General features: G+C 63.3%; 21 protein-coding genes. 7 read left to right on the top strand and 14 right to left on the bottom strand.

Annotation, left to right across the window (positions count from 1 at the left end; genetic code table 11):
- Positions 1 to 90 precede the first annotated feature (90 nt).
- Positions 91 to 2,934, bottom strand: a complete 2,844-nt coding sequence (locus tag HXS65_RS09170; RefSeq protein WP_176493704.1) for a valine--tRNA ligase — start codon at positions 2,932 to 2,934, stop codon at positions 91 to 93.
- Positions 2,935 to 3,199: 265 nt separating this feature from the next.
- Here HXS65_RS09170 and HXS65_RS09165 point away from each other — a divergent pair, with 265 nt between their 5' ends.
- A complete protein-coding gene (locus HXS65_RS09165; protein ID WP_176493703.1) occupies positions 3,200 to 6,172 on the top strand; it encodes an ATP-binding protein in 2,973 nt (990 codons plus the stop codon).
- A 33-nt stretch (positions 6,173 to 6,205) separates the two neighbouring features.
- Here the strand turns inward: HXS65_RS09165 and HXS65_RS09160 are convergent, their stop codons facing one another.
- From HXS65_RS09160 to HXS65_RS09150, 3 genes are all read right to left on the bottom strand, one after another.
- A complete protein-coding gene (locus HXS65_RS09160) occupies positions 6,206 to 6,676 on the bottom strand; it encodes a DNA polymerase III subunit chi (RefSeq protein ID WP_077378736.1) in 471 nt (156 codons plus the stop codon).
- A gap of 178 nt (positions 6,677 to 6,854) precedes the next feature.
- A complete protein-coding gene (locus HXS65_RS09155; protein WP_084209423.1) occupies positions 6,855 to 7,949 on the bottom strand; it encodes a branched-chain amino acid aminotransferase in 1,095 nt (364 codons plus the stop codon).
- Positions 7,950 to 8,094: 145 nt separating this feature from the next.
- Complete coding sequence (locus tag HXS65_RS09150) at positions 8,095 to 9,615, bottom strand: leucyl aminopeptidase (RefSeq protein WP_176493702.1); 1,521 nt, start codon at positions 9,613 to 9,615, stop codon at positions 8,095 to 8,097.
- A 494-nt stretch (positions 9,616 to 10,109) separates the two neighbouring features.
- Here HXS65_RS09150 and lptF point away from each other — a divergent pair, with 494 nt between their 5' ends.
- The 3 genes from lptF to HXS65_RS09135 are packed head-to-tail and all read left to right on the top strand — an operon-like array spanning position 10,110 to position 12,746.
- Positions 10,110 to 11,204: an LPS export ABC transporter permease LptF gene (gene lptF, locus HXS65_RS09145; protein WP_169477242.1), complete on the top strand. Its 1,095-nt coding sequence runs from the start codon at positions 10,110 to 10,112 to the stop codon at positions 11,202 to 11,204.
- On the top strand, positions 11,204 to 12,286 hold the full coding sequence (gene lptG, locus HXS65_RS09140; RefSeq protein WP_077378750.1) for an LPS export ABC transporter permease LptG: 1,083 nt from the start codon (positions 11,204 to 11,206) through the stop codon (positions 12,284 to 12,286). The genes lptF and lptG overlap by 1 nt, the downstream gene beginning before the upstream one ends.
- Before the next feature lie 13 nt (positions 12,287 to 12,299).
- Complete coding sequence (locus HXS65_RS09135) at positions 12,300 to 12,746, top strand: RDD family protein (protein ID WP_240499617.1); 447 nt, start codon at positions 12,300 to 12,302, stop codon at positions 12,744 to 12,746.
- 148 nt (positions 12,747 to 12,894) lie between these two features.
- Here HXS65_RS09135 and HXS65_RS09130 read toward each other — a convergent pair whose 3' ends face one another.
- Positions 12,895 to 13,719 (bottom strand): hypothetical protein, encoded by an 825-nt coding sequence (locus tag HXS65_RS09130; protein WP_077378753.1) that lies wholly within the window; start codon positions 13,717 to 13,719, stop codon positions 12,895 to 12,897.
- 708 nt (positions 13,720 to 14,427) lie between these two features.
- On the opposite strand from HXS65_RS09130, the gene HXS65_RS09125 reads away from it, so the two are divergent.
- Both HXS65_RS09125 and bfr read left to right on the top strand, forming a co-directional pair.
- A complete protein-coding gene (locus HXS65_RS09125; protein WP_077378756.1) occupies positions 14,428 to 14,631 on the top strand; it encodes a bacterioferritin-associated ferredoxin in 204 nt (67 codons plus the stop codon).
- A gap of 468 nt (positions 14,632 to 15,099) precedes the next feature.
- Positions 15,100 to 15,579 (top strand): bacterioferritin, encoded by a 480-nt coding sequence (gene bfr, locus HXS65_RS09120; RefSeq protein WP_077378759.1) that lies wholly within the window; start codon positions 15,100 to 15,102, stop codon positions 15,577 to 15,579.
- Between the two features lie 95 nt (positions 15,580 to 15,674).
- Here the strand turns inward: bfr and HXS65_RS09115 are convergent, their stop codons facing one another.
- From HXS65_RS09115 to HXS65_RS09080, 8 genes are all read right to left on the bottom strand, one after another.
- Positions 15,675 to 16,796 (bottom strand): 5-(carboxyamino)imidazole ribonucleotide synthase, encoded by a 1,122-nt coding sequence (locus HXS65_RS09115; protein ID WP_255304470.1) that lies wholly within the window; start codon positions 16,794 to 16,796, stop codon positions 15,675 to 15,677.
- Between the two features lie 3 nt (positions 16,797 to 16,799).
- Positions 16,800 to 17,318 (bottom strand): 5-(carboxyamino)imidazole ribonucleotide mutase, encoded by a 519-nt coding sequence (gene purE, locus HXS65_RS09110; RefSeq protein ID WP_077378762.1) that lies wholly within the window; start codon positions 17,316 to 17,318, stop codon positions 16,800 to 16,802.
- Between the two features lie 223 nt (positions 17,319 to 17,541).
- Positions 17,542 to 17,799, bottom strand: coding sequence for a DUF1653 domain-containing protein (locus HXS65_RS09105; RefSeq protein ID WP_240499615.1), 258 nt, complete (start codon positions 17,797 to 17,799; stop codon positions 17,542 to 17,544).
- 48 nt (positions 17,800 to 17,847) lie between these two features.
- A complete protein-coding gene (gene tcdA, locus HXS65_RS09100; protein WP_077379348.1) occupies positions 17,848 to 18,711 on the bottom strand; it encodes a tRNA cyclic N6-threonylcarbamoyladenosine(37) synthase TcdA in 864 nt (287 codons plus the stop codon).
- Between the two features lie 156 nt (positions 18,712 to 18,867).
- Positions 18,868 to 19,659, bottom strand: coding sequence for a pseudouridine synthase (locus HXS65_RS09095; protein ID WP_176493765.1), 792 nt, complete (start codon positions 19,657 to 19,659; stop codon positions 18,868 to 18,870).
- A 238-nt stretch (positions 19,660 to 19,897) separates the two neighbouring features.
- Entirely contained in the window at positions 19,898 to 20,791 is an 894-nt protein-coding gene (locus tag HXS65_RS09090) for a DNA-binding domain-containing protein (protein WP_176493701.1), read from the bottom strand.
- On the bottom strand, positions 20,788 to 21,738 hold the full coding sequence (locus HXS65_RS09085; RefSeq protein ID WP_218015070.1) for a DUF692 domain-containing protein: 951 nt from the start codon (positions 21,736 to 21,738) through the stop codon (positions 20,788 to 20,790). Before HXS65_RS09085 ends, HXS65_RS09090 begins: the two co-directional genes overlap by 4 nt.
- A 153-nt stretch (positions 21,739 to 21,891) precedes the next feature.
- Complete coding sequence (locus HXS65_RS09080; protein WP_255304469.1) at positions 21,892 to 22,164, bottom strand: hypothetical protein; 273 nt, start codon at positions 22,162 to 22,164, stop codon at positions 21,892 to 21,894.
- 348 nt (positions 22,165 to 22,512) lie between these two features.
- Here HXS65_RS09080 and HXS65_RS09075 point away from each other — a divergent pair, with 348 nt between their 5' ends.
- On the top strand, positions 22,513 to 25,011 hold the full coding sequence (locus tag HXS65_RS09075; protein ID WP_176493700.1) for a fatty acid cis/trans isomerase: 2,499 nt from the start codon (positions 22,513 to 22,515) through the stop codon (positions 25,009 to 25,011).
- 97 nt (positions 25,012 to 25,108) lie between these two features.
- Here HXS65_RS09075 and fnr read toward each other — a convergent pair whose 3' ends face one another.
- Positions 25,109 to 25,858 carry a fumarate/nitrate reduction transcriptional regulator Fnr gene (gene fnr, locus HXS65_RS09070; protein WP_077378772.1) on the bottom strand — a complete coding sequence of 250 codons (750 nt, stop codon included), beginning with the start codon at positions 25,856 to 25,858 and terminating at the stop codon, positions 25,109 to 25,111.
- Positions 25,859 to 25,954 lie beyond the last annotated feature (96 nt).

Here is a 25,954-nt window from a genome sequence, read left to right as displayed (position 1 = left end):
CGACGACTCCCGTGACATGCCCGGAATGAAGAAAGCCCCCGGCACCTTTCGGTGCCGGGGGCTTTTGCCTGCGATCAAGACGAGTGTGGCTTACAGCGCTTCGATCTTGGCGCGCTGACTTTCCAGCAGTGCAAGCTCCGCCTGGGCATCGGCCAGCTTGGCGCGCTCCTTCTCGACCACATCGGCCGGTGCGCGACCGACGAACTTCTCGTTGCCGAGCTTGTTCTCGAGACCGGTGATGACCTTCTGCTGCTTCTCGTGTTCCTTGTCGATGCGCTTGAGCTCGGCATCCTTGTCGATCAGGCCTGCCATCGGCACCAGCACTTCCAGCTCACCGACGCGCTGGATGGCGGACATCGGCGCTTCATCGCCCGCCGCCAGGAAGGTGATGCTTTCCAGACGGGCCAGCTTGGACAGGAACAGACGATTGGCTTCCAGACGCTCGGCGTCGCCGTCGGCCCCGTTCTGCAGGTAGACCTCCAGCGGCTTGCCCGGGGACAGGTTCAGCTCGTTGCGGATATTGCGCACCGCGATGATGATGCCCTTGAGCCACTCGATGTCACGGATGGCCTGCTCATCGATCCGCTCGGCGTCGGCCTGCGGCCACGCCTGGCTCATGATGCTCTCGCCTTCCACCGGCTTGCCGGCGTGAGGCGCGATGCGCTGCCAGATCTCCTCGGAAATGAACGGCATCATCGGGTGGATCAGGCGCAGGATGGTCTCGAGCGCGCGCACCAGGGTGCGACGCGTGCCGCGCTTGGCTTCCGCGCTGGCGTTCTCGTCCCACAACACCGGCTTGGACAGCTCCAGATACCAGTCGCAGTACTCGTTCCAGATGAACTCATAGAGCGCCTGGGAGGCGTGGTCGAAGCGGAACTCTTCCAGCGCGCGGGTGACCTGCTGCTCGGTCTGCTGCAGGCGCGCGATGATCCAGCGATCGGCCAGTGACAGCTCGACGGCTTCGCCGTTGACGCCGCAATCCTGGTCCTCGGCATTCATCAGCACGTAGCGCGCCGCGTTCCACAGCTTGTTGCAGAAGTTGCGATAGCCGTCGAGACGGCCCATGTCGAACTTCACGTCACGCCCGGTGGAAGCCAGTGACAGCAGGGTGTAGCGCAGCGCATCGGTACCGTGCGGCTCGATGCCCTCCGGGAACTCGTTGCGCGTGGCCTTGGCGATCGCCTTGGCCTTCTTGGGCTGCATCATGTTGCCGGTACGCTTCTCGACCAGCTCATCCAGGCCGATGCCGTCGATCAGGTCGATGGGGTCGAGCACGTTGCCCTTGGACTTGGACATCTTCTGGCCGAGGCTGTCACGCACCAGACCATGCACGTAGACCTTGCGGAACGGCACTTCACCCTTGAACTTCAGGGTGAACATGATCATCCGCGCCACCCAGAAGAAGATGATGTCGAAGCCGGTGACCAGCACGTCGGTGGAGTGGAAGGTCTTGAGTTCTTCGGTGTCCGCCGGCCAGCCGAGGGTGCCGAAGGTCCACAGCGCAGAGCTGAACCAGGTGTCGAGGACGTCTTCGTCCTGACGCAGTTCGATGTCGGCACCCAGCTGGTTCTCGGCGCGGACTTCTTCCTCGTTGCGGCCGACATAGACGTTGCCGTCGTTGTCATACCAGGCCGGAATGCGGTGGCCCCACCACAGCTGACGCGAGATGCACCAATCCTGCAGGTCACGCATCCACGCGAAGTACATGTTCTCGTAGTTCTTGGGCACGAACTCGATGTCGCCGTTCTCGACCGCCTCGATGGCCGGGCGTGCCAGCTCCTCGACGGCCACGAACCACTGGTCCGTCAGCAGCGGCTCGATGACGTCGCCGGAGCGGTCACCGTGGGGCAGGGTGTTGTTGATGGTCTCGACCTGCTCCAGCAGACCCAGCGCGTCCATGTCGGCGACCAGCTTCTCGCGCGCGACGAAGCGATCCAGTCCGGCGTAGGCGGCCGGCAGGCTGGCATCTTCCTGGGGCTGCGGACGTCCCTGCAGGTCGTAGATCTCGGCGCGCTCCAGGATGGTGGCATCCTGGCTCATCACGTTGATCAGCAGATGGCCCTGACGCTTGCCGACTTCGTAGTCATTGAAGTCGTGTGCCGGAGTGATCTTGACGCAACCGGAGCCCTTTTCCATGTCGGCGTGTTCATCGGCGACGATGGGGATGCGACGGCCGACCAGCGGCAGTTCGATGAACTTGCCGACCAGGCTTTCGTAGCGCTCATCCTTGGGATTGACGGCCACGCCGGTGTCACCCAACAGGGTTTCCGGGCGCGTGGTGGCAACCACGACGTAGTCCTTGCCATCGGCGGTCTTGACGCCATCGGCGAGCGGATAGCGGAAGTGCCAGAAGCTGCCTTGCTGATCACGGTTCTCGACTTCGAGATCGGAGATCGCGGTGTGCAGGGTCGGGTCCCAGTTGACCAGACGCTTGCCACGGTAGATGAGGTCTTCCTTGTGCAGGCGCACGAAGACTTCCTGCACGGCCTTGTAGAAGCCATCGTCCATGGTGAAGCGCTCGCGGCTCCAGTCGATGCTGGTGCCCATGCGACGCAGCTGACGCGTGATGTTGCCGCCGGACTCTTCCTTCCACTCCCAGATCTTGTCGGTGAAGGCTTCGCGACCCAGATCATGACGCGTCTTGCCTTCTTCGGCGGCGACCTTGCGCTCCACCAGCATCTGCGTGGCGATGCCGGCGTGGTCGGTGCCTACCTGCCACAGGGTGTTGCGACCCTGCATGCGACGCCAGCGCACCAAGGTGTCCATGATGGAATCCTGGAAGGCATGGCCCATGTGCAGGGAGCCGGTGACGTTGGGCGGCGGGATGACCAGTGAGAAGCTCTCGCCCTGGCCTGACGGCGCAAAGCGATTCTCGGATTCCCAGCGCTCGTACCAGCGCGTCTCGATGGCGTTCGGTTGGTAGGTCTTGTCCATGGGTCTGCAAATGATCCGGTTGGGCGGGACGTCCCGCGCCGGCTCAGTGAGCGGGGCAGCGCAGGCAGAAAATGGGCTCGATTATAGCGCCGCTGATGTCAGGCGTCATTCGGTCTTGGCGTGCAGGCTCTTGTGGCCCTCGCCAAGGGGACGGTTTCACAAAGCAGGCAACATCCACGCAATGATGCCGTATCCTGTCGCAACCTGCTGACGCCGAGGTGCCTCGCCTCGGAGTCTCCCTCCTGATCCTGCTCGCGGAGCCGCAATGTCCAAGCCTCGCCCCACGGATGGTGCACCTCGTCCGACCCGTCGCTGGGTCTGGCATGAACTGCTGCGTCATGCCCTGGTGCCACTGCTGGTGATGGAGGTGGCACTGCTGGGCGGTTATCTGGGCTTGCACTGGCTGGTCGCGCAGCAGCAGGAAGCGACCCGTGAAGACCTGATCCGTACCCAGCTTGAGCAGCTGAGCCGTTATGAGGCGGAGCATGCCGGCATGGTGGTGGAGGATTGGCGCAGGGAAGTGCAGCAGCTGGCACACTCGGCACTCCGTGAGATGGATGCTCCCATCGCGCCGGGCGAGCGTGTCCGAGAGATGGCGCGTCATGTCTTCAGTGAGGATGGCACCCTTTACGTGGCCGAGGATGACGGGGAGGCCGGCTCCTATTATTCGTCGCTGGCCCCCAGTTATCTGCAGGACTACGGCAAGGTGGCACGGCTGTCGCGGCTGGATACGGTCATGCAGGACATGCTCGAGATCCGTCCCGAGCTGCGTCAGGCGTGGTTCTCCAGCTACGACGGCTATTTCCGTATCAAGCCGTGGATCGACACCCACGGCATCTTCACCCCCGGGGTGGATCTCACCAGCTACGGCTTCTATTACCTGGCCGATGATCGCAACAATCCCACGCGTGAGCCGGTCGTGACGCCGGCCTATCAGGACCCCGTCGGGGGAGGCTGGCTGATCTCGACCCTGATGCCGGTGCATCGTGGGGACTTTCTTGAGGGGGTCGTCGGTATCGATGTCACGCTCGATGCGCTGGCGAAGCATCTCGAGAGCACGCGACTTCCCTGGAACGCCTATCTGGTGCTGGTGAGTGGCAACAGCGTACTGGCCATGCCCGAGGCCGGTCAGAAGGATTTCGGGGTGCATGTCACTCCGCGGATCGAGCCGACCCCGTTGACGCATGATCGCTTCCTGGAAACGGCACGTGATCAGAGCAAGTCGCCGGAGATGGTGCGCCTGCTGCATGGTATCGATGATGCTCCCCATGGCATGCGCAAGATACCGCTGCTCGCCGGTGAGCGGCTGGTGGCGTGGTATCCGGTGGCGGGTACGGACTGGCGGCTGCTGGCCGTGGTGGACCCGCAGCAGGTGGAAAGCGGCATCCAGCACTGGAATACGCGTTTCAATCAGTTGGGTTACGTGATGCTGGTCGGCCTGATCGCCTTCTTCCTGGTCCTGCTGGTGGTGATGCGCTGGCGGGCGGAGTCCATGGCCACCACGCTTTCCGAAGCCCTGGAACGCTTGAGTGACATGGCGCTGCGCATCGGTCGCGGACAGCCGGTGGTGCGTCAGCGTTTTGCCTTGCAAGAGCTTGACCAGGCGGGGGAAGCCCTGCGGGAAGCCGCATTGCGGCGTGATCAGATCGAGCTCGAACGCGCCGAGGATGCCCGGCATGTCGAGATGGTGATGGCGGCCTCCGGTGATGCGACCTGGCGGTATGACTTCGAGCGTGATGATCTCCACTTCCACGAGAACTTCTTCCTGATGATGGGACTCCCCATCCAGGCCAGCATGCATCTGGCCGATCTCGATGCCATGACTCACCCGGAGGATCTGGCGGGGATGCTGGAATCCCGCTGGCGCGTGTTGCATGGCGACAGCTGGGCCGAGGCGCGTGACGTGCGTTACCGCCATGCCGACGGCAGCTGGGTGTGGATGCAGGTGCGAGGTCAGGTGACCCGCCGCGATGGTGACGGACGACCGCTGCGTGCCACGGGGGTGGTGCTGGACATCCAGCGTCACAAGCAGACGCTGCAGGTGCTGGAAGCGGCACGTGACAGCGCCACCGAGGCAAGTCAGTCCAAGTCGCGGTTCTTCTCGAGCTTCAGTCACGAGATCCGCACGCCCCTCAATGCCATCCTGGGCTTCACTGACCTGCTGGCGGACGAATCGTCCCTGACGCGCGAACAGCGTCGCTATGTGGATGAAGCGGGCCACGCGGCAAGCCAGCTCTCGGCGCTGATCGAGGACGTGCTGCAGATGTCGAGCCTTGAAGCGGGAGAACTGCCCCTCGATTGCCAGCCTCTGTCGATCGGCCAGCACCTGATTCGCCTCGTCAGTCAGTACCAGCCGCGGCTGGACCAGGCGGAACTGACGCTGTCACTGGCGCTGGAAGAGGCGTCGCTGTGGCTGAATGCCGATCGCCGTCGTCTGGACCAGATTCTCGGCAACCTGATGGGGAATGCCATCAAGTACAACCGCGCGGGCGGCTGGATACGTCTCGCTCTCGGACGCGGTATCGACTCCCACGGCCAAGAGATGGCCTGGGTGGATGTCGAGGATGGTGGCTTCGGGTTTGACCCGAATCAGGCGGCTCAGCTGTTCCAGCCTTTCTCGCGTCTGGGCCGTGAGGATTCGGGAATCGAGGGCACGGGCCTCGGGCTTGCGCTGTCGCGGGAGCTGGCGCGGCGGATGCAGGGGGAGATCACCGCGCAGAGCGTACTGGGCGAGGGGGCCTGTTTCCGGGTATGGCTGCCGTTGGCGGATGTCAGTGCCCATGAACGGGTCGTGAAGGCGGCATGGTCGGCAGATCAGGCGCTGCCAGTGGCGTGTCGCTGGCTGGTGATCAGCACGCGCGCGGAGGACAGACTGCGCCTGGAAGTGATCGGCAGCCATGTCGCCAATCTGGACATCATCACTGCCAGCAGCGCGGCTCAGGCCTTGCGCCTGGTGCGTGATGTCAGCCCCTGCATGGTCATCTTCGGAGACGTCGCCGACATGAGCGTGGCGTCGCTGTTCAGCGAGATCCAGCGTCTGCCGCGTGAGGCGCCGTTGTGGGCTGTGCGTATCGGCGAGCGAACGGGTGCGGAAGCCGATGGCCTGCCGCCGGAATTCTTTGCGGTGGGGGAGAGTCCCCCCGGCATGCTGGACGTCGAGCACTGGATCGAGTGGCTGATCGTGCGTTTTCGCGAGTTTCTCGAGGCTCGGGAGCAAGACGAGGAACGCGAGCGCTGAGTCGGCTGACAGCACCACCGGCACCTGCCGGCGTCAGCTCACGCCCTTGAGCTGATGCGAACGCACCGCATAGCCGCGTGACTTGTAGGTACGCCAGCATTCGCGCTTGGTGACCAGCACATCCTGATGCTGGTTGATGATCTCGGCGACGCGCTCGAAACGCGAGAACCACTCGGGGATCTCGGGGTGCAGGTTGAGCAGTGCCTCGATGCCCGGTGCCGGCGCGTCCTGCCAACCGATGGTCACGGGCGGACGTGGCACGTCATCGGCGTGTTCTGCCTCGCGCGCCGCGAGATCCAGATCGATATCCAGCGCATGGGGTACGAAGCTCTCGGGGCGGAACTGCCACAGGTGCTCATCGAACTGACGCGCCATCGCCTCATCCTCGACATGCACGTGCAGGCGGAACCCCTTGGCATGGATGGTCTCGGCCAGACGGCAGGCGAATTCCAGCCGGGCTTCCAGCGTGGTATCGGGCAGGATGTAGAAGTCGATCTGGGTCATGGGCACCGCTCGTGGCAAGAGTTCGCGAGCGCTCAGGATACCGCACTCGCCACGTGGCTTCGATGCAGGAGGGACTCGGTACGCATCGGAAAGCGCGATATCTTCGCGTCTGCAAACATGAAGGCCCGCCTCTTGCGGGGCGGGCCTTCATGTTGTCGTCTGGCATGGGCCACAGGGCTTACGCCAGGCGGGTCATCCAGCCACGCGTGTCTTCGGCGCGACCGTATTGCAGGTCCAGCAGCTGGCGACGCAGACGCATGGCCACGTCGCCGGCATTGGCGGTCAGATCCAGACGCGCGTCTTCGCTGACCAGCTCGCCCACCGGGGTGATGACGGCGGCGGTACCGCAGGCGAACACCTCGGTGATCTCACCGGAGGCGATACCTTCGCGCCACTCGTCGATGCTGACCGGGCGCTCTTCCGGCGTCAGGCCGAGATCACCCGCCATGGTCAGGATGGAGTCACGGGTGACACCTTCCAGAATGGTGCCGGTCAGACGCGGCGTGACCAGACGACCATCCTTGAAGACGAAGAACAGGTTCATGCCACCCAGTTCCTCGACCCACTTGTTCTCGGCGGCATCCAGGAAGACGACCTGATCGCAGCCATTGGCGGTAGCTTCGCTCTGGGCCGCCAGGGAACCGGCATAGTTGCCGCCACACTTGGCAAAACCGGTGCCACCGGCCGCCGCACGGTTGTAATGCGAGGACAGCCAGATGGAGACGGGCTTGATGCCACCCTTGAAGTAGGCGGCCACCGGCGAGGCGATCACGTAGTAATCGACTTCACGCGACGGACGCACACCGAGGAAGGCTTCGCTGGCGATCATGAACGGGCGCAGGTAGAGGCTGCACTCATCGCTGGCGCTGGCGGGGGTCGGTACCCAGGCGCTGTCCTGGGCGAGCAGGGCCTTGAGCGAGCCGACGAAGTCCTCGTCGGACAGCTCCGGCAGTGCCAGGCGGCGGGCGGAGTTGCGGAAGCGTGCCGCGTTCTTCTCGGGGCGGAAGGTCCACACCGAGCCGTCTTCATGACGATAGGCCTTGATGCCTTCGAAGATTTCCTGGGCGTAGTGCAGTACCGAGGCGGCGGGGTCGAGGCTCAGCGGGCCATAGGGGCGGACTTCATGGCCGTGCCAGCCGCCATCGGCGGTCCAGCGGACGTGTGCCATGTGGTCGCTGAAGTGACGGCCGAAGCCGGGATTGGCCAGGATGGTGTCGCGAATGGCAGCATCCGCCGGTTGCGTGGACGCGCGGACGTCGAAGCCTTTGGTCACGTGGGTGTCTCCGTAGCAGCGAGACCCCCGGCGCGAAACGCCGGGGGTCGAATCATTTTTATAGGACCTCTGGGGTCAGCGGTGCCGAGTGGCGTGCCGACCCGCGTGTCTCAACGCTAGCACGCCATCGAGAGCATGCGAAGCCTCAGAGCGTCTCTTCCTGGGCGGCATTGAGTTCCGCTTCGCGATCCAGCAGATACTGGGTCAGCAGGCCCACCGGGCGGCCGCTGGCACCTTTCTGCTTGCCGGACTGCCAGGCGGTGCCGGCGATGTCCAGGTGCGCCCACGGGAAGGTGTCCGCGAAGCGGGACAGGAAGCAACCTGCGGTGATCATGCCGGCTTCACGGCCACCGATGTTGGCGATGTCGGCGAAGTTGGAATCCAGCTGTGCCTGATACTCGTCCCACAACGGCATGTGCCATGCGCGGTCCCAGGCTTCTTCCCCGGCATCCAGCAGATCCAGCGCCAGGTCATCATCGTTGGAGATCAGGCCGGTGGCGTGATTGCCCAGCGCGATGACGCAGGCGCCGGTCAGGGTGGCGATGTCGACGACGCTGGCCGGCTCGAAGCGCTCGGCGTACGTCAGGGCGTCGCACAGCACCAGGCGGCCTTCGGCGTCGGTGTTGAGGACTTCGACGGTCAGGCCCTTCAGGGTCTTGATGATGTCGCCCGGCTTGGTGGCACGGCCGTCCGGCATGTTCTCGGCGCTGGCCACGATGGCGACCACGTTGAGCTTGGGCTTGAGTGCCAGCACGGTGCGCATGGTGCCGAAGACGCTCGCCGCGCCGCCCATGTCGTACTTCATCTCGTCCATGCCGGCGCCCGGCTTCAGCGAGATGCCACCGGTATCGAAGGTGATGCCCTTGCCGACCAGCACGTGCGGTGCCTCGTTCTCGTCTTCCGCGCCGCGGTATTCCATCACGATCAGACGGCTCGGCTCTTCACTGCCACGGCCGACCGAGAGCAGTGACAGGGCGCCAAGCTTCTCGAGTTCTTCCTCACCCAGCACGGTCACCTTCAGTGCGCCTTCGGAAGTGCTGCCCAGTTGCTCGGCACGCTCGCCCAGATAGGTCGGGGTGCAGATGTTGCCCGGCAGATTGCCCAGGGTGCGGGCTTCGTTGACCCCTTCGCCGATGGCCGCGCCAATACGCATACCCGCTTCCAGTTCTTCCTGCTGACTCTTGTCGGCACTTACCACGCTCAGACGGGTCAGAGAGGCAGGCTCGCCCGGCTGACTCTTCATCTCGGTGAAACGGTAGGCGTTGCGCAGCGCGCTCTCGGCGATCATGCGTGCCTTCCATGCGGCGTCGCGCAGCTCGATATCGAGGCCGACTCCCGCGAAGGCGGCGTCTTCCACCGGCAGCTTGAGCAGTGCCGCCATGGCGGCGTCCAGTCCGCGCTTGTAGCGGCTCTCGTCGAGTTTCTCGGCCTTGCCGAACCCGGCCAGCAGCAGGCGCTGTGCGCCGAGCCCCGGGGCGAAAGGCAGCAGCAGGGTGTTGCCCAGCTCGGCCTTGAAGTCGCCGCGTTCGATCAGCTGGGAAATCAGCTTCTCGCTGGCGTCGTCCAGACGTGCCGCGGCGCCTTCGAGTTCGCCTTCAATGACGGGAACCACCAGGCAGGCGGTCTCTAGCTGGGCCGGATTGACAGTGACAACAGGAAATTCCATGACAACTCCACGCGGGCGAGTAAGGGATACGAAAATGAGGATAGCGTCATACCGAAGCGGGTCGGGCGTGTCGCGATATCCGGGGTCAGGCATCCAGGTCCGGCAGGGGCGGATGTGAAGAGGCTCTGCCGTCCATCGGTGTCTGACCGAGCATGACCTTTGAATGGGGACACTGGCCGCTGATGGCAAGCATCTCCCGGTGCCGTCCATCATGCGGAAGATCATGTGTCTGTCGCAAGGCATGGCCGCGACAAGGCTGCATGCTTTCTGGATAATGCTCGAGCATGCCCTTGCGGGGCTCGGCACGCCCAGTGTCATCGACACTCGATCGCACCGAGCCGAGGCGCAAGCGCAGGCCGGATGCCCAGTGTACGCAAAGGCGGTTCGGCATGCATGAGGGATGGTGCATCTTCATGTGTCCCGTATCGTGTCTTCACCGGCTATCATCGTTCTGGTCAACACGCTCGATTGCGAGTGGGAAACAGGAGTTTCATTTGATCATCTTCCGCTACCTGACACGCGAGATTCTCACCACCATGGCCGCGGTGGCCGGGGTGTTGATGCTTGTCATCATGGGCAGCCGATTCATCCGCTATTTCAGTGACGCGGCAGAGGGGGACTTCCCGGCCTCGATTCTCGGCAGCCTGATGCTCTATCACCTGCCGGGGTTCTTCGAGCTGCTGCTGCCGCTGTCCTTCTTCCTGGCCGTGCTGCTGGCCTTCGGTCAGCTGTACATGAACAGTGAGATCACCGTGCTGGTGGCCTGTGGTGTCGGCCCGGAGCGTCTGCTGCGCGTCACCTTGCTGCCGGCACTGCTGATCACGGCGCTGGTGGCGGCCTGCAGCCTCTACCTGACGCCGGCTGGCGCGCTGAAGAACGAGATGTTGCTGGAGCTTCAGAAGCAGAAGACCGACTTCTCGGTGCTGGGCGCGGGACGTTTTCAGCAAATCGGCGATCGCACCGTCTATGCCGAGAGCATGAGTGACGACAACAGCGAACTGAAGCACGTCTTCATCGCCGAGCGTGGCAATGACGGGGCCACCCGCCGCGATGACAGCGAACCGAGTCAGTCGGTGGTGCGCGCCGAGCGCGCCTTCCAGGACGTCAGCGAGGAGACCGGCAGTCGCTATCTGGTGCTGGCGGATGGCTCACGCTACGCGGTGGAGCCGGGCAAGTCGGCTTCACAGCGACTGGGCTTCGAGCGTTATGCGGTGCGGGTCAGCGAGGGGCAGAGCGAGGCAAGCCTCAAGGATGACATCGAACTCGTCTCCACCCGAGAGTTGTTGGCCACGCAGACGCCCGAAGCCCAGGCCCAGCTGCAATGGCGTATCTCTCTGCCGTTGATGGTGCCGATCCTGATGCTGATCGGTCTGCCACTGGCGCGCGTCAATCCGCGCCAGGGCCGCTTCGCGCGTCTGTTGCCGGCCATCTTCGTGCATATCACCTACCTCAGCTTGCTGATCGCGGCTCAGAATGCCGTCGCGTCCGGCAAGTATCCGGCCGCGATCGGCCTGTGGCCCATTCACGGCGTCTATCTGGCGCTTGGCCTCTGGCTGAGCTGGCGCGACAACCGCGGAGGTGGCCGCTGATGCTGCTTGATCGTCTCGACCGTTACATCGCGCGCAACGTGCTGCTGGCCATGCTGGTGGTACAGGTACTGATCCTCGGGCTTGACCTGATGATCACCTATATCAATGACCTGGGCGATGTCGAGGGGGATTACGGTGCCCTTGAGGTCTTGCTCTACCTGTTGATGAGGCTACCGTCACGTTTCTACGAATTCGTGCCGGTAGGGGTGCTGCTGGGGGCCTTGATCGGCCTGGGCAGCATGGCATCCAGCAATGAACTGACCATCATGCGTGCGGCGGGCCGCTCCTTGACGCGCATCCTGTGGGGCGTGATGAAGCCGCTCGGGTTGGTGATCGCCATCACCATGGCCGTGGGTGAGTACGTGGCGCCTGTCACCGAGATGCAGGCCGATGCCTGGCGCGCCGAGAAGCAGCAGGGGGCGGGTGCCGTCTATGCCGAAGGCGGTGGCTGGCAGCGTGAGGGCAACAACTTCTATCGCTTCGGTTCGATCCGCAGTGATGATGTGGTGCTCAACGTGACCCGCTATCAATTCGATGATGATCAGGAGCTCAAACAGGCCATGTACGCCCGGCGTGCTGTCTGGGAGGACGACCATTGGACGCTGGAGGCGGTGGAAACCACGGTCTTCGAGCGTGAAGGCGGCGAGGTGGCCTCCACGCGTGTCGAGCAGCAGGACTCACGCCAGTGGGATACCCGATTGACGCCGGACCTGCTCAAGCTGGTGATCACCGAACCCAAGCAGCAATCCGCCTCTGATCTGTGGCGCTACGCCAGCTATCTGAAGGGGCAGGGTCTGTCCGCCAACCAGCCATTGCTGTACTTCTGGCAGAAGATCCTGCAACCGCTGACGCTGGCAGCGCTGGTGCTGGTGGCAGCGTCCTTCGTGTTCGGGCCGTTGCGCACCGTGGCAGCCGGGACGCGCGTGTTCTACGGGATCATCGTCGGTCTGCTGTTCAAATACCTGCAGGACCTGTTGGCGCCGGCCTCGGTGGTCTTCGGGTTCGCGCCCATCTGGGCAGTACTGGCCCCCACGATCGCCTGTTACGTGATCGGCCTGCTGCTGATTCGTCGCAGTGGCTAGGGCACGGTGCCCGGTGGCCCGGCGCTGCTTCGCGCAGCAGGGCGTGCGCCCTGCCGGGCTGATGCGGCGTCTGGGCGGATTGGTGTATGACACCTTTCTGGTAGTGGCGCTGTTGATCGTGCTGGGGTTCGTGGGGGTGGCCGCGAATGGCGGAGAGGCCAATCAGTCGCCATTGTTCCGCTCGCTTCTGCTGGTGGCGGTGTTCGCCTTCTTTGCCTACTTCTGGAGTCGAAGTGGCATGACGTTGGGCATGCAGGCCTGGCGGCTGAGGCTGCAGACGCCGGAAGGCTGCGCACCGACACTGCCTCAGTGTCTGCTGCGTTTTCTGGTTGCCGGTCTCTCGCTGGGATGCGGTGGACTGGGGTATCTCTGGCAGCTATGGGACCCTGAACACCGCAGCTGGCACGACATCGCCTCAGGCACGCGCGTGGTGGTGGTGCCGAGGCCCAGCCGAGAGTGACGGCCCGGTAGGCGCCGCCCTTGCGGGTGTCGTGCAAGGGCGGCGTGCAGGAATCGCCGTGAAAGGCATGCCGAATGCCGGAAAACACAACGCCCCGCCAGTCATCGACTGGCGGGGCGTTGTGTCTGTCAGGGGGGCAGGACGTGAATCAGACGCCCAGCAGGCCATCGAGGCGCGTGATGATGCGGTCGACCGTGGCGCGCGACACGACCAGGCTGTCTTCCTGTGCTGCGGTTTCCGGCAGCTCACGTGGCAGGTCGAGTACCGCGTTGCCCATGCCCTCGAAGCGCACGCCATCACGATAGCGCACGAAGGGCAGCTGGCCGATGGGGCGCTGACCGTCGTGGTCGAGGCGGGCCAGGCGTGTGAAGGCACTGACCGTGTCCAGCACCGGTGCGCTGGTCAGCGGCAGGTGGGTCAGGCGCCATGCCAGCCAGTCGTCCACTTCGACGGCTTCGTCACGCAGGGTGGCGAACCAGTGACGTGCCTGATCCAGGCGATAGCGGGCACGGCCCTGCTTGTCCAGCCACAGGACGTCGGCGCTGGCCTGACGCGGACTTTCCAGCTCGCCGGGCAGGTACAGCCAGGCCTCGGTGAGGCGATGCAGCGCACCCGGCAGTGGCTCATCGAGGGTACGCTCGTTGAGCGAGTCCAGTGCAGCATTCAGGTCGCCCTGTTCGGCACTGCTTTCACTGTTGGCGTAACCGACGTTGTAGCGCCAGACACGATCGGAGATTTCCTGGGTGACGACGTGATCGTGCGGCAGTGCGATGTGACTCATCAACTCACGTGCGTTGCAGCTCTCGTCCACCAGGCCCTCGCGACGCGCCTCGCGATAGAGATTGCGCAGCAGCGGATTGAGCGGCAGGCGGTGATGGTCCCCGAAGCAGCTGCCGGCATCGCGAACGGCGTCGAGATTGAGCGGCAGGTGGGAGGCGGCGTGATGTTCGGCGGTAGCGATGGATGCGGACATTGGGTCAGGACTCCTTGCAGTTTGGCAGTAGGCGAAACGAACGGACAGCAGACGGATTCGGGCCGGTCACGGCATCATCATGTCGCCCATCATCGGCATGCCGATGGGCCGAGTCAGGATGGAGGGCGTCGACGGAATCTCTTGCAGTGTCCTGTTCATGTGCTTTTCCTGATTGCCTGGCAGGTCGTGGCAGTCATTTGCCGTCGCCTTGCTGCGTGTGGGTTATCGTCATGAACGGCATCGTTCTGGCGAAGTTGACGCTAGCAGGAGGCGAGTGACCAGCCTGAACCATTGGATGTCGATGGCTCATTATTTTTTGTTGCGACTTGATTCTTGTCTGCATAATAAAACGTTATACATCTTAGCGTCCCTGACCCAAATCGCAACCCCTGCCTTAGGCAGGTGACTCCCTTCTTTATACGGTGGGCGCTTTCATCGATGCAACGGATTTGAGAGCAGTGGATTTGAAAGCAATGGTTTGAGAACAGCGGGTTGAGGAAAGCGGGGAGAACGGCGGGTCGAGAACCGTCACGCGGCTCTGGTCGGACGTTCACATCCCGCAGCAGCAATTCATGGCGCTGACGGTGGAAGACGGGGTAATGCAAGTGGTTGATATGGCATGCAAATGAGAATTTTTTGCAGTCAGGTGTTGCGCATCTTTCTGCGAATCATTTACATTTGTCTCACTTGGAGTGAGCGAGGTGAGCCATGTACGTCTGTCTGTGCAAGGGTGTATCAGACCACAAGATCCGTGAAGTCGTGGAGCAGGGGGCGCGCAGCTTCCGTGAGGTCCGCGAGCAGACCGGGTGTGCGACCCAATGTGGAAAATGTGCCTGCATGGCCAAGACGATCACCCGTGAAGCCGTGGCACGCGAAATGATGCCGGCTGACGACCTCGCCTACGCGGTCTGATGTCAGGGTAGCTTGCCTCTCCAGGCCTGGATTGCCCTGTCGATGCAGCACAGCGCCACGAGTCCATGTCATTCAAACGCCAGAGGCCCGATCACATGATCGGGCCTCTGGCGTTTTCGCATGCCGCTCCTTGCCGGGAGAGCTCATCTTTCCAGCTATCCTCTCTCGCACTTTCCTTTCTCGTACTTTCCTTTCTCGTGCTTTCCTCTCCCGGACTTTCATCGCTTGTACGCTCACCGGTGTCCGTCTGCATATGACAACGCGGATACCAATCTTTCCCATTTGCGCCTAAAAGTCGATAACTTGTTGTCATGTCTCGAAAAATTCATGGTTTTGCGCCATACTTGCCGGACCTGACGAAGCGGGGCGAGTGCCTGAGACGCCTCACCCCCGACGGCCCCTGACACCGGCATGCATGCCGGTCGCCGACGACAACGAGACCGCACCGGACAAGAGAGGAATGGCGACATGAAAGGCGATCCCAAGATCATCGAGCATCTCAACACCATACTGGGCAACGAGCTGGTAGCCATCAATCAGTACTTCCTGCATGCGCGCATGTACAAGGACTGGGGGCTCAAGCGCCTGGCCAAGTGGGAATATGACGAGTCCATCGAAGAGATGCGTCATGCGGACACCCTGATCGAGCGCATCCTGTTCATGGAAGGCCTGCCCAACCTGCAGGACCTCGGCAAGCTGCGTATCGGCGAGAACACCAAGGAAATGCTCGAGTGCGATCTGGCGCTGGAGCACCAGGCTCATGGTGATCTGAAAGAAGCGATCGCCTATGCCGAGCAGGTCCGCGATTACACCTCACGTGATCTGTTCCGCAAGATCCTCGACGACGAGGAAGAGCATATCGATCACCTGGAGACCGAGCTGGGTCTGATCGAGAAGGTCGGTATCGAGCTCTACCTGCAGAAGCAGATTCATCACGAGATCGACTGATTCCAGGCGCGGCTTTCCAGGTCGTGACAGGAACGAAAACGCCCCCGCTGCCATCGGCAGCGGGGGCGTTTTGTCTTCAGTGGCGCAGAACCGGCTTACTTGCCCAGGTCATTGACCAGCAGCGCCTCGACGGCTGCGATGCGCGCATCGAGACTGGCCTGGTCGGCGGCCAGCACCGTGATGTGACCGATCTTGCGGCCGGCTCGCGGTGCCTTGCCGTAGTCATGCAGGCGAGCACCGGGAATGGCCAGCACGGCATCGCGCTCTGGCATGCGCCCGATGATATTGAGCATCGCGCAGGGAGCCAGCAAAGCTGTCTCGCCCATCGGCAGGCCGGCGACGGCGCGCAGATGGTTCTCGAACTGGCTGGTGACCGCGCCCTCGATGCTCCAGTGACCGGAGTTGTGCACGCGCGGGGCGATCTCGTTGGCCAGCAGGCGCTCGCTGCCGTCCGCTTCCTTGACCACGAAGAACTCGAAGGCCATCACGCCCACGTAGTCGAGTTCGTGCATCACCTTGAAGGCAGCCGCTTCGGCCTCGGCCTGCAGGTCATGCGCGGCCAGCGGTGTGGCGCAGTGCAGGATGCCGCTGCGGTGCTCATTGCGGGACAGCGGCCAGGCGCGTGTCTCACCGTCACGACCGCGTACCGCGATCACCGAGACCTCGTGATCGAAGGCGATGAAGCCTTCGAGAATCAGCGGCACGCTGCCGAGTTCGGCGAAGGTGTCGGCCACGTCCGCCATCTCGCGCAGCACCTTCTGCCCCTTGCCGTCGTAGCCCAGCGTACGTGTCTTGAGGACGGCAGGCAGGCCGATGGTGGCCACCGCGCTTTCCAGATCGGCCTGGCTGTCGACCAGCGCCAGCGGCGGCACCTCGATGCCCAGACGCATGAACAGCGACTTCTCGTTCCAGCGATCCCGCGCGGTATCCAGCGCGCCGGCCGGGGGGTAGGTCGGACGCTCTGCCGCCAGGCGCTCGACGGCGTCGGCGGGCACGTTCTCGAACTCGAAGGTGATGGCATCGGAGGCCGCCACCAGCTGTGTCAGAGCGGCGTCATCCTGCCAGTCGGCGCGCAGATGATGGCCATGCACGCGGCCACACGGCGAGTCGGCGGGATCAAGAAAGGTGAAGCGGGCATTGAGGGCGGCGCCAGCCTGAGCCAGCATGCGACCCAGCTGACCACCACCGACGATACCGAAGCGGATCGGCTCGCTCATGATTCACTGGCCTCCATGCGACAGGCTGGGAGCATCGGGACGCGGGTCCGGATTGTCCAGCACGCGGTCGGTCTGCTCGGCGCGGAAGTTGATGAGCGCCGTGCGGATGGCCGGATACTTGTTGGCCAGCTGGCTGGCAGCCAGCAGCGCCGCATTCACGGCACCGGCACGACCGATGGCCAGGGTGCCGGTGGGGATGCCGGCGGGCATCTGCACGATGGAGAGCAGGGAGTCGACGCCAGACAGCATGCTGGACTGCACCGGCACGCCCAGCACCGGCAGCCAGGTCTTGGCGGCACACATGCCCGGCAGGTGGGCGGCGCCACCGGCTCCGGCGATGATGACCTCGAGACCACGCTCCGCGGCGGTGTCGGCATAATCGAACAGCAGGTCAGGCGTGCGATGGGCAGAGACGACCTTGACCTCGTGTTCGATCCCCAGGGCTTCCAGGGTCTCGACCGTATGGCACATGGTCGCCCAATCCGATTTTGATCCCATGATGACACCAACCAGTGCGCTCATGCTTCCTCCGCTCTTGACGTGGTATGAACCAGCTCACAGCCACCGCCAGCGCATGCTGGACGGCCCGCTGTGTGGGCGTGGTCGAGGTGGCTGGGCCGTGATGGCCAGTCCCACCTCAATGCGTATGTCTGGAAAAACAAGCGGCGCAGTATAGCACCGAGCCTGAGAGGCGGCATGCACCTGTCCGGTCGGTCAGCTTATGGGCGCCACCGATCGGCGAGGCTCAGCAGGACCATTGCGTGACCAGCGCGAAACGCGGCACTGGCTCGCCCTGGATCTCGACATTCTCCATGAACATGCTCAGTGGGCGCACCCACAGACCACATTCGCCGTAGAGGGCGCGGTAGACCACCAGCAGCTCTTCCGTCTCGCTATGACGACTGGTGCCGATCACCTCGTATTGCGCGCCCTTGTAGTGGCGGTAGAGCCCCGGCACGGGGCGATTCTCGGGCAGCGGCGGCATGGGAGGCAGCTCTGACATGATGATTTCCTTGATGGGCAAGACAGTTGGCGCGGTCGCCCGGCGCGATCAGGCGTCGGGTGCGGGCTTGAGAGCGTTGGCCGGCGTGGCCTTGGCACCGCGGCGTGCGATGCGCGCCAGGGCGCGCGCACTGGCGGTGAAGCCGAAGCTGCCGGTGACGAAGGTGGCGGCGCCGAAGCCGCCGGCGCAATCCAGGCGCGTGGCGCTGTCGCCGGGTTTGGTGGCGCAGACCTCGCCATCGGCACCGGGGTAGGTCAGCTGCTCATCGGAGTAGACGCACTCGACATCGAAGCGGCGCTTGAGATTGCGACTGAAATGGTAGTCGCGGCGCAGCAGGGAGCGAACGCGCGCCAGCAGCGGGTCCTGCTCGGTACGGGCAAGATCCGCGATCTGGATGCGTGTCGGGTCGAGCTGGCCACCGGCACCGCCCGTCACGGTCAGCCCCAGCTTGCGACGCTTGCACCAGGCGATCAGCGCCGTCTTGGCGGGTACGCTGTCGATGGCATCGATGACGTGATCCAGCTCATCGTGGATCAGCTCGGCCAGGTTGTCCGGGGTGACGAAGGCCGAGATGGCGTGAATCTTCATCTGCGGCGCGATCAGCTGGCAGCGCTCGGCCAGCACCTCGACCTTGGGACGGCCGATCTGGCCATCCAGCGCATGCAGCTGACGATTGACGTTGGAGACACAGACGTCGTCGAGGTCGATCAGCGTCATCTCGCCGATGCCGGAGCGTGCCAGCGCCTCGGCGCTCCAGCTGCCGACCCCGCCGACCCCGACCACCGCGACATGCGCGTGACGGAAGTGGGCGAAGGCGCTGGCGCCGTAGAGGCGACGAATGCCGCCGAAACGGAAGTCGTAATCGTCCGCCGCCGGTGCCTCGGCGTCGGTGGCGAAGAAATCCGCCAGCATGCGTTCGCTGGCAGAGGGCGCGGCGTCCGAGAGAGAGGCCGTGTGGGCCGCTGGCTCATTCAGCGGAATGTCGTCAGGGGTAGTGGTCATGCGCAGCTCATGCTTTCCAGGGACGTTGAATGCAGATGGCGAAGCGTGTTCGCGGGTGCCCGGTCGTCATTCGGGCAAGTCGTCTGTGGGCCGGCCAGCCAGGTCGCTTTCGGGGCGTTCGGCCTGGTGGATGGCATGGCGCTCCGGCAGATGCCCCAGCCAGCCAAAGCGCGCCAGCAGGGCAGCGTAGGCGCCATCCGGTGGGCATGAAAGACGCAACCAGCCACCCTCGGGGTGCGGCAGTTCCAGTCCGACCGCCGCCAGCAGCAGACGCGGACATTCCAGGGTCGAGGCGAAGTAACGATTGTAGTTGCCCTTGCCGTGCCTGGCATCTCCGATGATGGGGTAGCCACGGCGCGACAGGTGCCGACGAATCTGGTGTCGACGGCCGGTCAAGGGACGTGCCTCCACCAGCGAGAAGCGTGACTGGGGGTAGCGGTCGATCGCGACGGGCAGCTCGACCTGCGCCAGTCGGCGGATGTCGGTGATGGCTTCCTGCTCCGGCATCTGGGCCTTGGGCAGGCGACCCTCTTCCTTGCGCAGGCCGTAGTCCAGGCGCTCCTGTTCGGGAGCGACGCCACGCACCACGGCCAGGTAGCGTTTGCTGACCCGCTGTTCCTCGAAGGCGGCGCTCAGCTTGCGGGCGGCTTCCGGTGAGAGGCCGAAGACCATCAGACCGGAGGTCGGGCGATCGAGACGATGCACCGGGAAGACGTGCATGCCGATCTGGTCACGCAGGCGCTGCAGCAGAAATTCCGTCTCATGCTTGTCGATGGGGCTGCGATGCACCAGCAGGCCAGAAGGCTTCTGCACCACCACCAGCACGTCATCCTGAAACAGGATGTCGAGTGGCAAGATGGGCTCGGCCTCGTGAGCCGGGTCAGCATCGAGGGGCGCCGACACGAGTGGTCGAGACGTCACTGACGCGTCGCAGGGCAGGCCATCGGGAGAAGAGGGTAGATCATGGGAAGAAGGGGGCATGGGCATCACGGCAGCAGGAAGACGAAAGCCGATCACCTAGGGGGTGATCGGCGTGTATTGTCCGGCTTTCCTGGCTGGCTGTCATGTCCGGTCTGTTGCAGGAGGGGGCGCCGCCTCAGGCAATACGGTCTGAGGTATGGCGGCTGGCTCGTCCGGTGTCTTCGGGACGTATCAGCATGCCGGCCGGTATCCATTGCACCAGCAGGTTGATGGCGGCGCTCGGCGCTGCCTCGGCGCCGACTTCGGGGACAAGCAACTCTCCCAGTGAGGCGAAGCTCAGGCCGTCATCACCGGCGGAGAGAATGGCGTCGAGCACCAGCGCTTCCAATGGCTCGAGAGAGCGATAGTGCACCTCGGGTGCGCCCTCGGTGGGCTGACGCCAGACGACCCATGGCATGGGGATGTCGCTCTCGACCGGCGCACGTGGCGGCTCGTCATTGTCGATGGATTTCCAGATGGCCGGCGTATCGAAATGAAAGGCGAAGTGATGCAATGACGGATGGGCTGCCAGTCTCAGCGTCGGCCAGTCTTGCGGGGCGAGCCCTTGCAGGGTCTCGACGCTGAGCGGCGCGATCTCCTCGGCATCCAGTGCCAGCCCCAGTGCCCATTCGAAGGCCGCCATCTCGGTGACCAGCGAACGCCGGGGTTCGCGCGCGGCCACGAAGGCCGGAAAGTGCTGGCCTGCCCAGCGGATCGAGTAGTGGCTCGGCGGATGGGCGTTGAGGTACTCGCGACACAGCAGGCCGAAGGCATCATCGCCAATCAAGGTGTGCACGGCCTCGAAATCACCGCCGAAGACATCGAACAGGCGCAGGCGGTAAGCCGTGGCATAGATGCCAAGGCGCTCCTCGGCACTGGCCAGCTCATCACTGATGACAGCCTGTGCCGCGATGCTGCGGGTGTCGGGTGACGGCGCGGCCAGATAGGCGGCGGTGGCGTCCTGAAGCTGGGTCAAGGCGCGGCGATCGAACTGTGATGCTGTCGTCGCTGTGGTCGATGCATGCGTCATGCGTGCAGCCCCCCATTCATTGCCGCCGCGACAGTCCGGGTCGGTTGATCGTCGGCCAGCGGGCGACCACTGCGGCGACGCAGCTCGGCATATTCTTCCATCAGCTCCGACCATGGCGGGAAGTTGTCATCGCGCTCGATCATGGTGGCGACATCGCCGAAGCGCTCGCGTGCGGCGTCATACAATGACCACACGGTATCCGGGACGGGTTGGTCGTGGGTGTCGATGCACAGCTCACCGCCAGACACGTCCTGCCTGATGTGCCCGGCGAGATGGTGCTGCCAGACACGCTCCGCCGGCATGGCATCCAGATAGGCCAGCGGATCGAAGTCATGATTGTGGCTGGAGACAATGACGTTGTTCAGGTCGAGCAGGATCAGGCAGTCGGCGCGGCGGCTGACTTCCGCCAGAAACTCCCACTCACTCATCTCGTCAGGTTGCCAGGTCAGATAGCTGGAGACATTTTCCAGCAATAGCTGACGGCCAAGCGCGTTCTGGACCTGGTCGATGCGCTCGGCAAGGTGCGTGATGGTGGCATCGGTATAGGGAAGGGGCAGAAGATCATGGAATTGATGCGCACCGGTACGCGTCCAGCACAGGTGGTCGGAGACCCACATCGGTTCGATGCGATCATGCAGTGCGCGCAATTCGCGCAGGTAGCGGGTATCTATGGGATTGCTGCCACCGATGGACAGCGAGACGCCATGCAAGGCGATGGGATAATGCTCGCGGACCCGCTCCAGGAAGTGCAGCGGCTTGCCGCCGGCACTGACACCATCGGATTCGATGAAGCCGGGGCCCATGTAATTTTCGCTGATGGCCTCGAACCAGTCGATGTCCGGCAGAGTCGTCAGAATCTCGTGGTAGTACTCAGGACGTAGCCCCAACCCTTGTCCTGCTCCGGAGGTGGCAAGGGCGGGTTGGCGAAACCGGGAAACTGTCGTCATGAGTGACTCCTTTTCCATGGCGTGGCAGGCGGTGCCCACACTGGCACCTCAGGCCTGATACAAGAACGGGAGGACGGTATGCCGTCCTCCCGTTTAGCTCGATGACTCCAGTCGGCGTCGTTAACTGCGTGACGACGCCTTCATCTCGAGAGCTCAGCTCTTGCCGGAGATGACTTCGCCACCCGCACCGACACAGGATTCAGCACTTGCAGTGTAAGACCAGCCCTGGCCCTTGCAGGCATTCTGGCCCTTGCAGGCGCTGGTGGCGGTCGCACATTCGGAGGTTCCCTGACAGGAGTTGACGCCAGAGCACTTCACGGCGTTGTCAGCGGCTTGCACGGACATGGAGGTCAGCGCAGCGGTGGAGAACAGAGCAGCGGCAGCAGCAGCGAAGGTGGCAGCGGTAACGGTCTTCTTCATGGTCATGATGGCATCCTTTAGGGCTAGGCCCGTCATTATAAAGTTATGGTTCAGGCTCATCTGATTTCAGTAACCGCGCCGTAGTCACTTGCTGGCGGGTCATTAGAGATTACGTCGCTTTTAACCAAGTGGATGCAAAAAAAAACAAAAAGAATTCAACGTGACGCAGATTGACTCTGCCATGGGGTTGTAGTGCGGCTATGGCATAATGCGAATTAGCGTTGTTTGAGCGTCGAATGGTCTGTCCTGATTCTTCTACTCTCAACGTCATATCACTGGTGTCATCTCTGCGAGGGCGTCGCTGCCCCGGTCGGTGTCTCTCTTTCTGTTATTGATCTGTCCCTGGAGCCCTGCATGTTGAGCCTACTTCGCCGCCTGTGGCATACCCCGCGATGGCGCTGGAGCATCCTGATCGTGCTGTTGCTCGGTGGGTGCAGTGCCGTCACGCTGCAACAGCTGGATGCCCGTTATGGCAAGGCGTCGCCACGTGATCGTGTCGTGGCGCATGACACCACGGCTGGCCGGCAGTGGGAGGACGAGGTCAAGCCGGTGATCGAGACCCGCTGCGTGGTCTGTCATGGCTGCTATGACGCCCCGTGCCAGCTCAAGATGTCCTCGGCGGCCGGGATCGACCGCGGTATCAATCCCGCTCCTGTCTATGACGGCACCCGCTTGCTGGCGGCCAATCTGACGCGTCTGTTCGAGGATGCCGACAGCACCGCTGAATGGCGTGACATGAACTTCTCGCCGGTGCTCAACGAGCGCAACGACTCGGCGCTCGCCAATCTGGAAGGCAGTGTGCTGTTCCGCTCGCTGAGCCAGAAGCGCAAGCAACCCCTGCCGGTGACGGAGGAAGGCCTGCTGCCGGAAGACCGCTTCGATCTGTCGCTCAATCGCAGTCAGGTGTGCGCGCCCATCGAGCGCTATGATGCCTTCGCGGAAGATCACCCGGACTGGGGCATGCCGTATGCGCTGCCGCAGATCAGTGATGAGGAGCACCGTACGCTGGTCAACTGGTTGGCGCAGGGCTCGCCGATGACCGAGGTGCGCCCGGTGTCTGAGGCCCTGGTGCCACGGATTCAGCAGGTGGAAGCCTTCCTCAATGGTGACAGCCTCAAGCAGCGGCTGATGAGTCGCTACATCTACGAGCATCTCTTTCTGACCCACCTGTATTTCCCGGAAGCGAAGGGGGCCAATGGCCGGCCGATCTTCTTCTCGCTGGTGCGCTCCAGTACGCCGCCCGGCGAGCCCATCCAGCGTATCTCCTCGCGCCGCCCCTATGACGCTCCCTACGCCGCCTATCCCGGAGATGGTCGTGACGTCATGCCGCATGACGAGGCCGGGCGTCCTCGCGTCTATTACCGTCTATGGCAGGAGCGCTCGACGATCCTGGCCAAGAATCATCTGCCCTATTCGCTGAGTGACGCGCGCCTGGAACGCTGGCAGTCGCTGTTCCTCGCGCCGGACTATACGGTGGATGACCTGCCTGGCTATGACCTCAAGACGGCGTCCAATCCCTTCCTGACGTTCGAGGCGATCCCTGCCGAGTCACGTTACCGCTTCATGCTGGATGAATCGCAGAACACCATCATGGGCTTCATCAAGGGGCCGGTCTGTCGTGGCCAGGTGGCCGTGGACGTCATCAATGACCACTTCTGGGTCAGTTTCACCGATCCATCACTGTTCAGCCTGCCGCAGGTCGAGCGCACCCTGGCACGGGAGGGCGAGAATCTCAGCCTGCCTGCCGAGCAGAGCAGCAATGCATTGCCCATCTCCTCGTGGATCAAGTTCGAGCGCAAGCAGCAGGCCTATCTGCAGGCCAAGCAAAAGCTGATGATGCAGGCCTACGAGGACGGCAATCTGCGTCTGGACATGCAGCTGTTGTGGGACGGCAGCGGCTGGCAAGGCGGCGAGGGTGGCGATCACAACCCCAATGCCGCCCTGACGGTCTATCGTCACTTCGACAATGCCGCCGTGATGAAAGGGCTGGTCGGCAATGTGCCCAAGACGGCCTGGGTGATCGATTACCCGATGCTTGAGCGCATCCATTACCTGCTGGTGGCCGGCTTCGATGTCTATGGCAACCTCGGCCACCAGCTGACCACGCGCCTGTACATGGACTTCCTGCGCATGGAAGGCGAGAACAACCTGCTGGCGCTTCTGCCTGCCGGCGAGCGTCAGGCAGTGCATGACGGCTGGTATCAGGATGTGGATTCTGGGCTGGAAAAGCTGCTGTTCAAGAAGCCGCCCCAGTTTGATGCCCCGAGCGATATCGTCTGGACACCGGGAGAGCTTTCCTCACCGGAGAAGGCGCGCATTGGGCTGATGCGCCGCCTGCGCGAGCGCCTGGCGCCGGAACTTGTCCACGAGCGTAGCCTGGAGACGCTGGAGGATGATGCCGTGCGCCGCGAATTGAAGGCCTTGAGCGAGGTGAGTGGTCTGGCGGCCAGCCTGCTGCCGGAAGTCACCATCATTGCGCTGGAACGGGAGGGAAGCGAGCACCCACAGTTGTTCAGCGTGCTGCGCAACTCGGCTCATGCCAACATCACCAGTCTGTTCGACGAGGAAGCCAATCGGCGTCCTGAGCGCGATACGCTGGATGTGCTGCGCGGCGTGGCCGGGGATTATCCGAATGCCTTCTGGCATCTGACACCCGAGTCGCTGCAGGGATTGGCACGGCGGGTCGCCGTGCTCAAGGATGAGGCGGACTATCGACAGCTGATGGCCGATATCGGAGTGCGGCGCACCGACCCACGCTTCTGGCAGTTCTCGGACAGCGTGCTGCGTGCCAATTATGCGGATCGTCCCGTCGAGGCCGGGTTGCTGGATTACAACCGTCTGCAGAATCGCTGAGCGTCTCCGAGCCGCCTGGCGCTGTCTGGAAAACACGAAGGCCCGCCACATGAGGATGTGGCGGGCCTTCGTGGTGAGAGAGATGGCATCACGGGGGTCAGCGACCGCCCTGACACTCTCCTTCTGCCAGCTCGATCAGGCCATCCAGGTGTAGGATATGGACCTCGCGGGCCTGGATATCCACCAGCCCCTGAGCCTGGAAACGCGTCAGGATACGGCTGATGGTTTCCACGGCCAGTCCCAGATAATTGCCGATGTCGGCGCGGGACATGGAAAGACGGAAACTGTATGGCGAATAGCCGCGGCGACGGAAGCGCTGAGAGAGGTTGACCAGGAAGCTGGCCAGGCGCTCATCTGCCGTCTTGCGCGACAGCAGCATCATCATCCGACGATCCTCATGCAGCTCCTTGCTCAGGCTCTTGAACAGCTGGGTGCGCAGTTCCGGCAGTTGGGCGGAAAGCGCATCGAGGCGATCGAAGGGAATCTCGCACACGGTCGTGGTCTCGAGTGCAACGGCGCTGCCGGGGTAGGCATTGCTGTCGATGGCATCCAGTCCAGCCAGCTCGCTGGGCAGGAAGAAACCGGTGAGCTGCTCCGTGCCACTGTTCTCGGTGTTGATCTGTTTCAGGCTGCCCGAGCGCACCGTGAAGACGCAGTCGAAGGGCTCGCCCTGGGTGAAGAGAACCTCGCCCTTTCTGAGCGGCGCGCGGCGCCGAATGATGGAGTCGAACTGGTCGATGGCTTCCATGTTCAGTGCCAGCGGCAGACACAGTGAGCTGAGCGAGCAGGTCTGACAGCGTGCTTCATGCGCACGCAATCGATGGGATGCCGTTGTCTGGGCCGTCATGGTGACTCTCCTGGGGCATTACGCCGAAACTCGTGGGGAGCGGGTTTCGGGTGGGGGTGTCCGGGTGCGACACCTGGTACAGGGCGATTCCATGGT

This window comes from Cobetia sp. 5-25-4-2, from assembly GCF_013374075.1.
Taxonomy (GTDB): Bacteria; Pseudomonadota; Gammaproteobacteria; order Pseudomonadales; family Halomonadaceae; genus Cobetia; species Cobetia marina.
The sequence above is the reverse complement of the archived record's forward strand: the minus strand, read 5'-3'. Positions and strand labels throughout refer to the sequence as shown.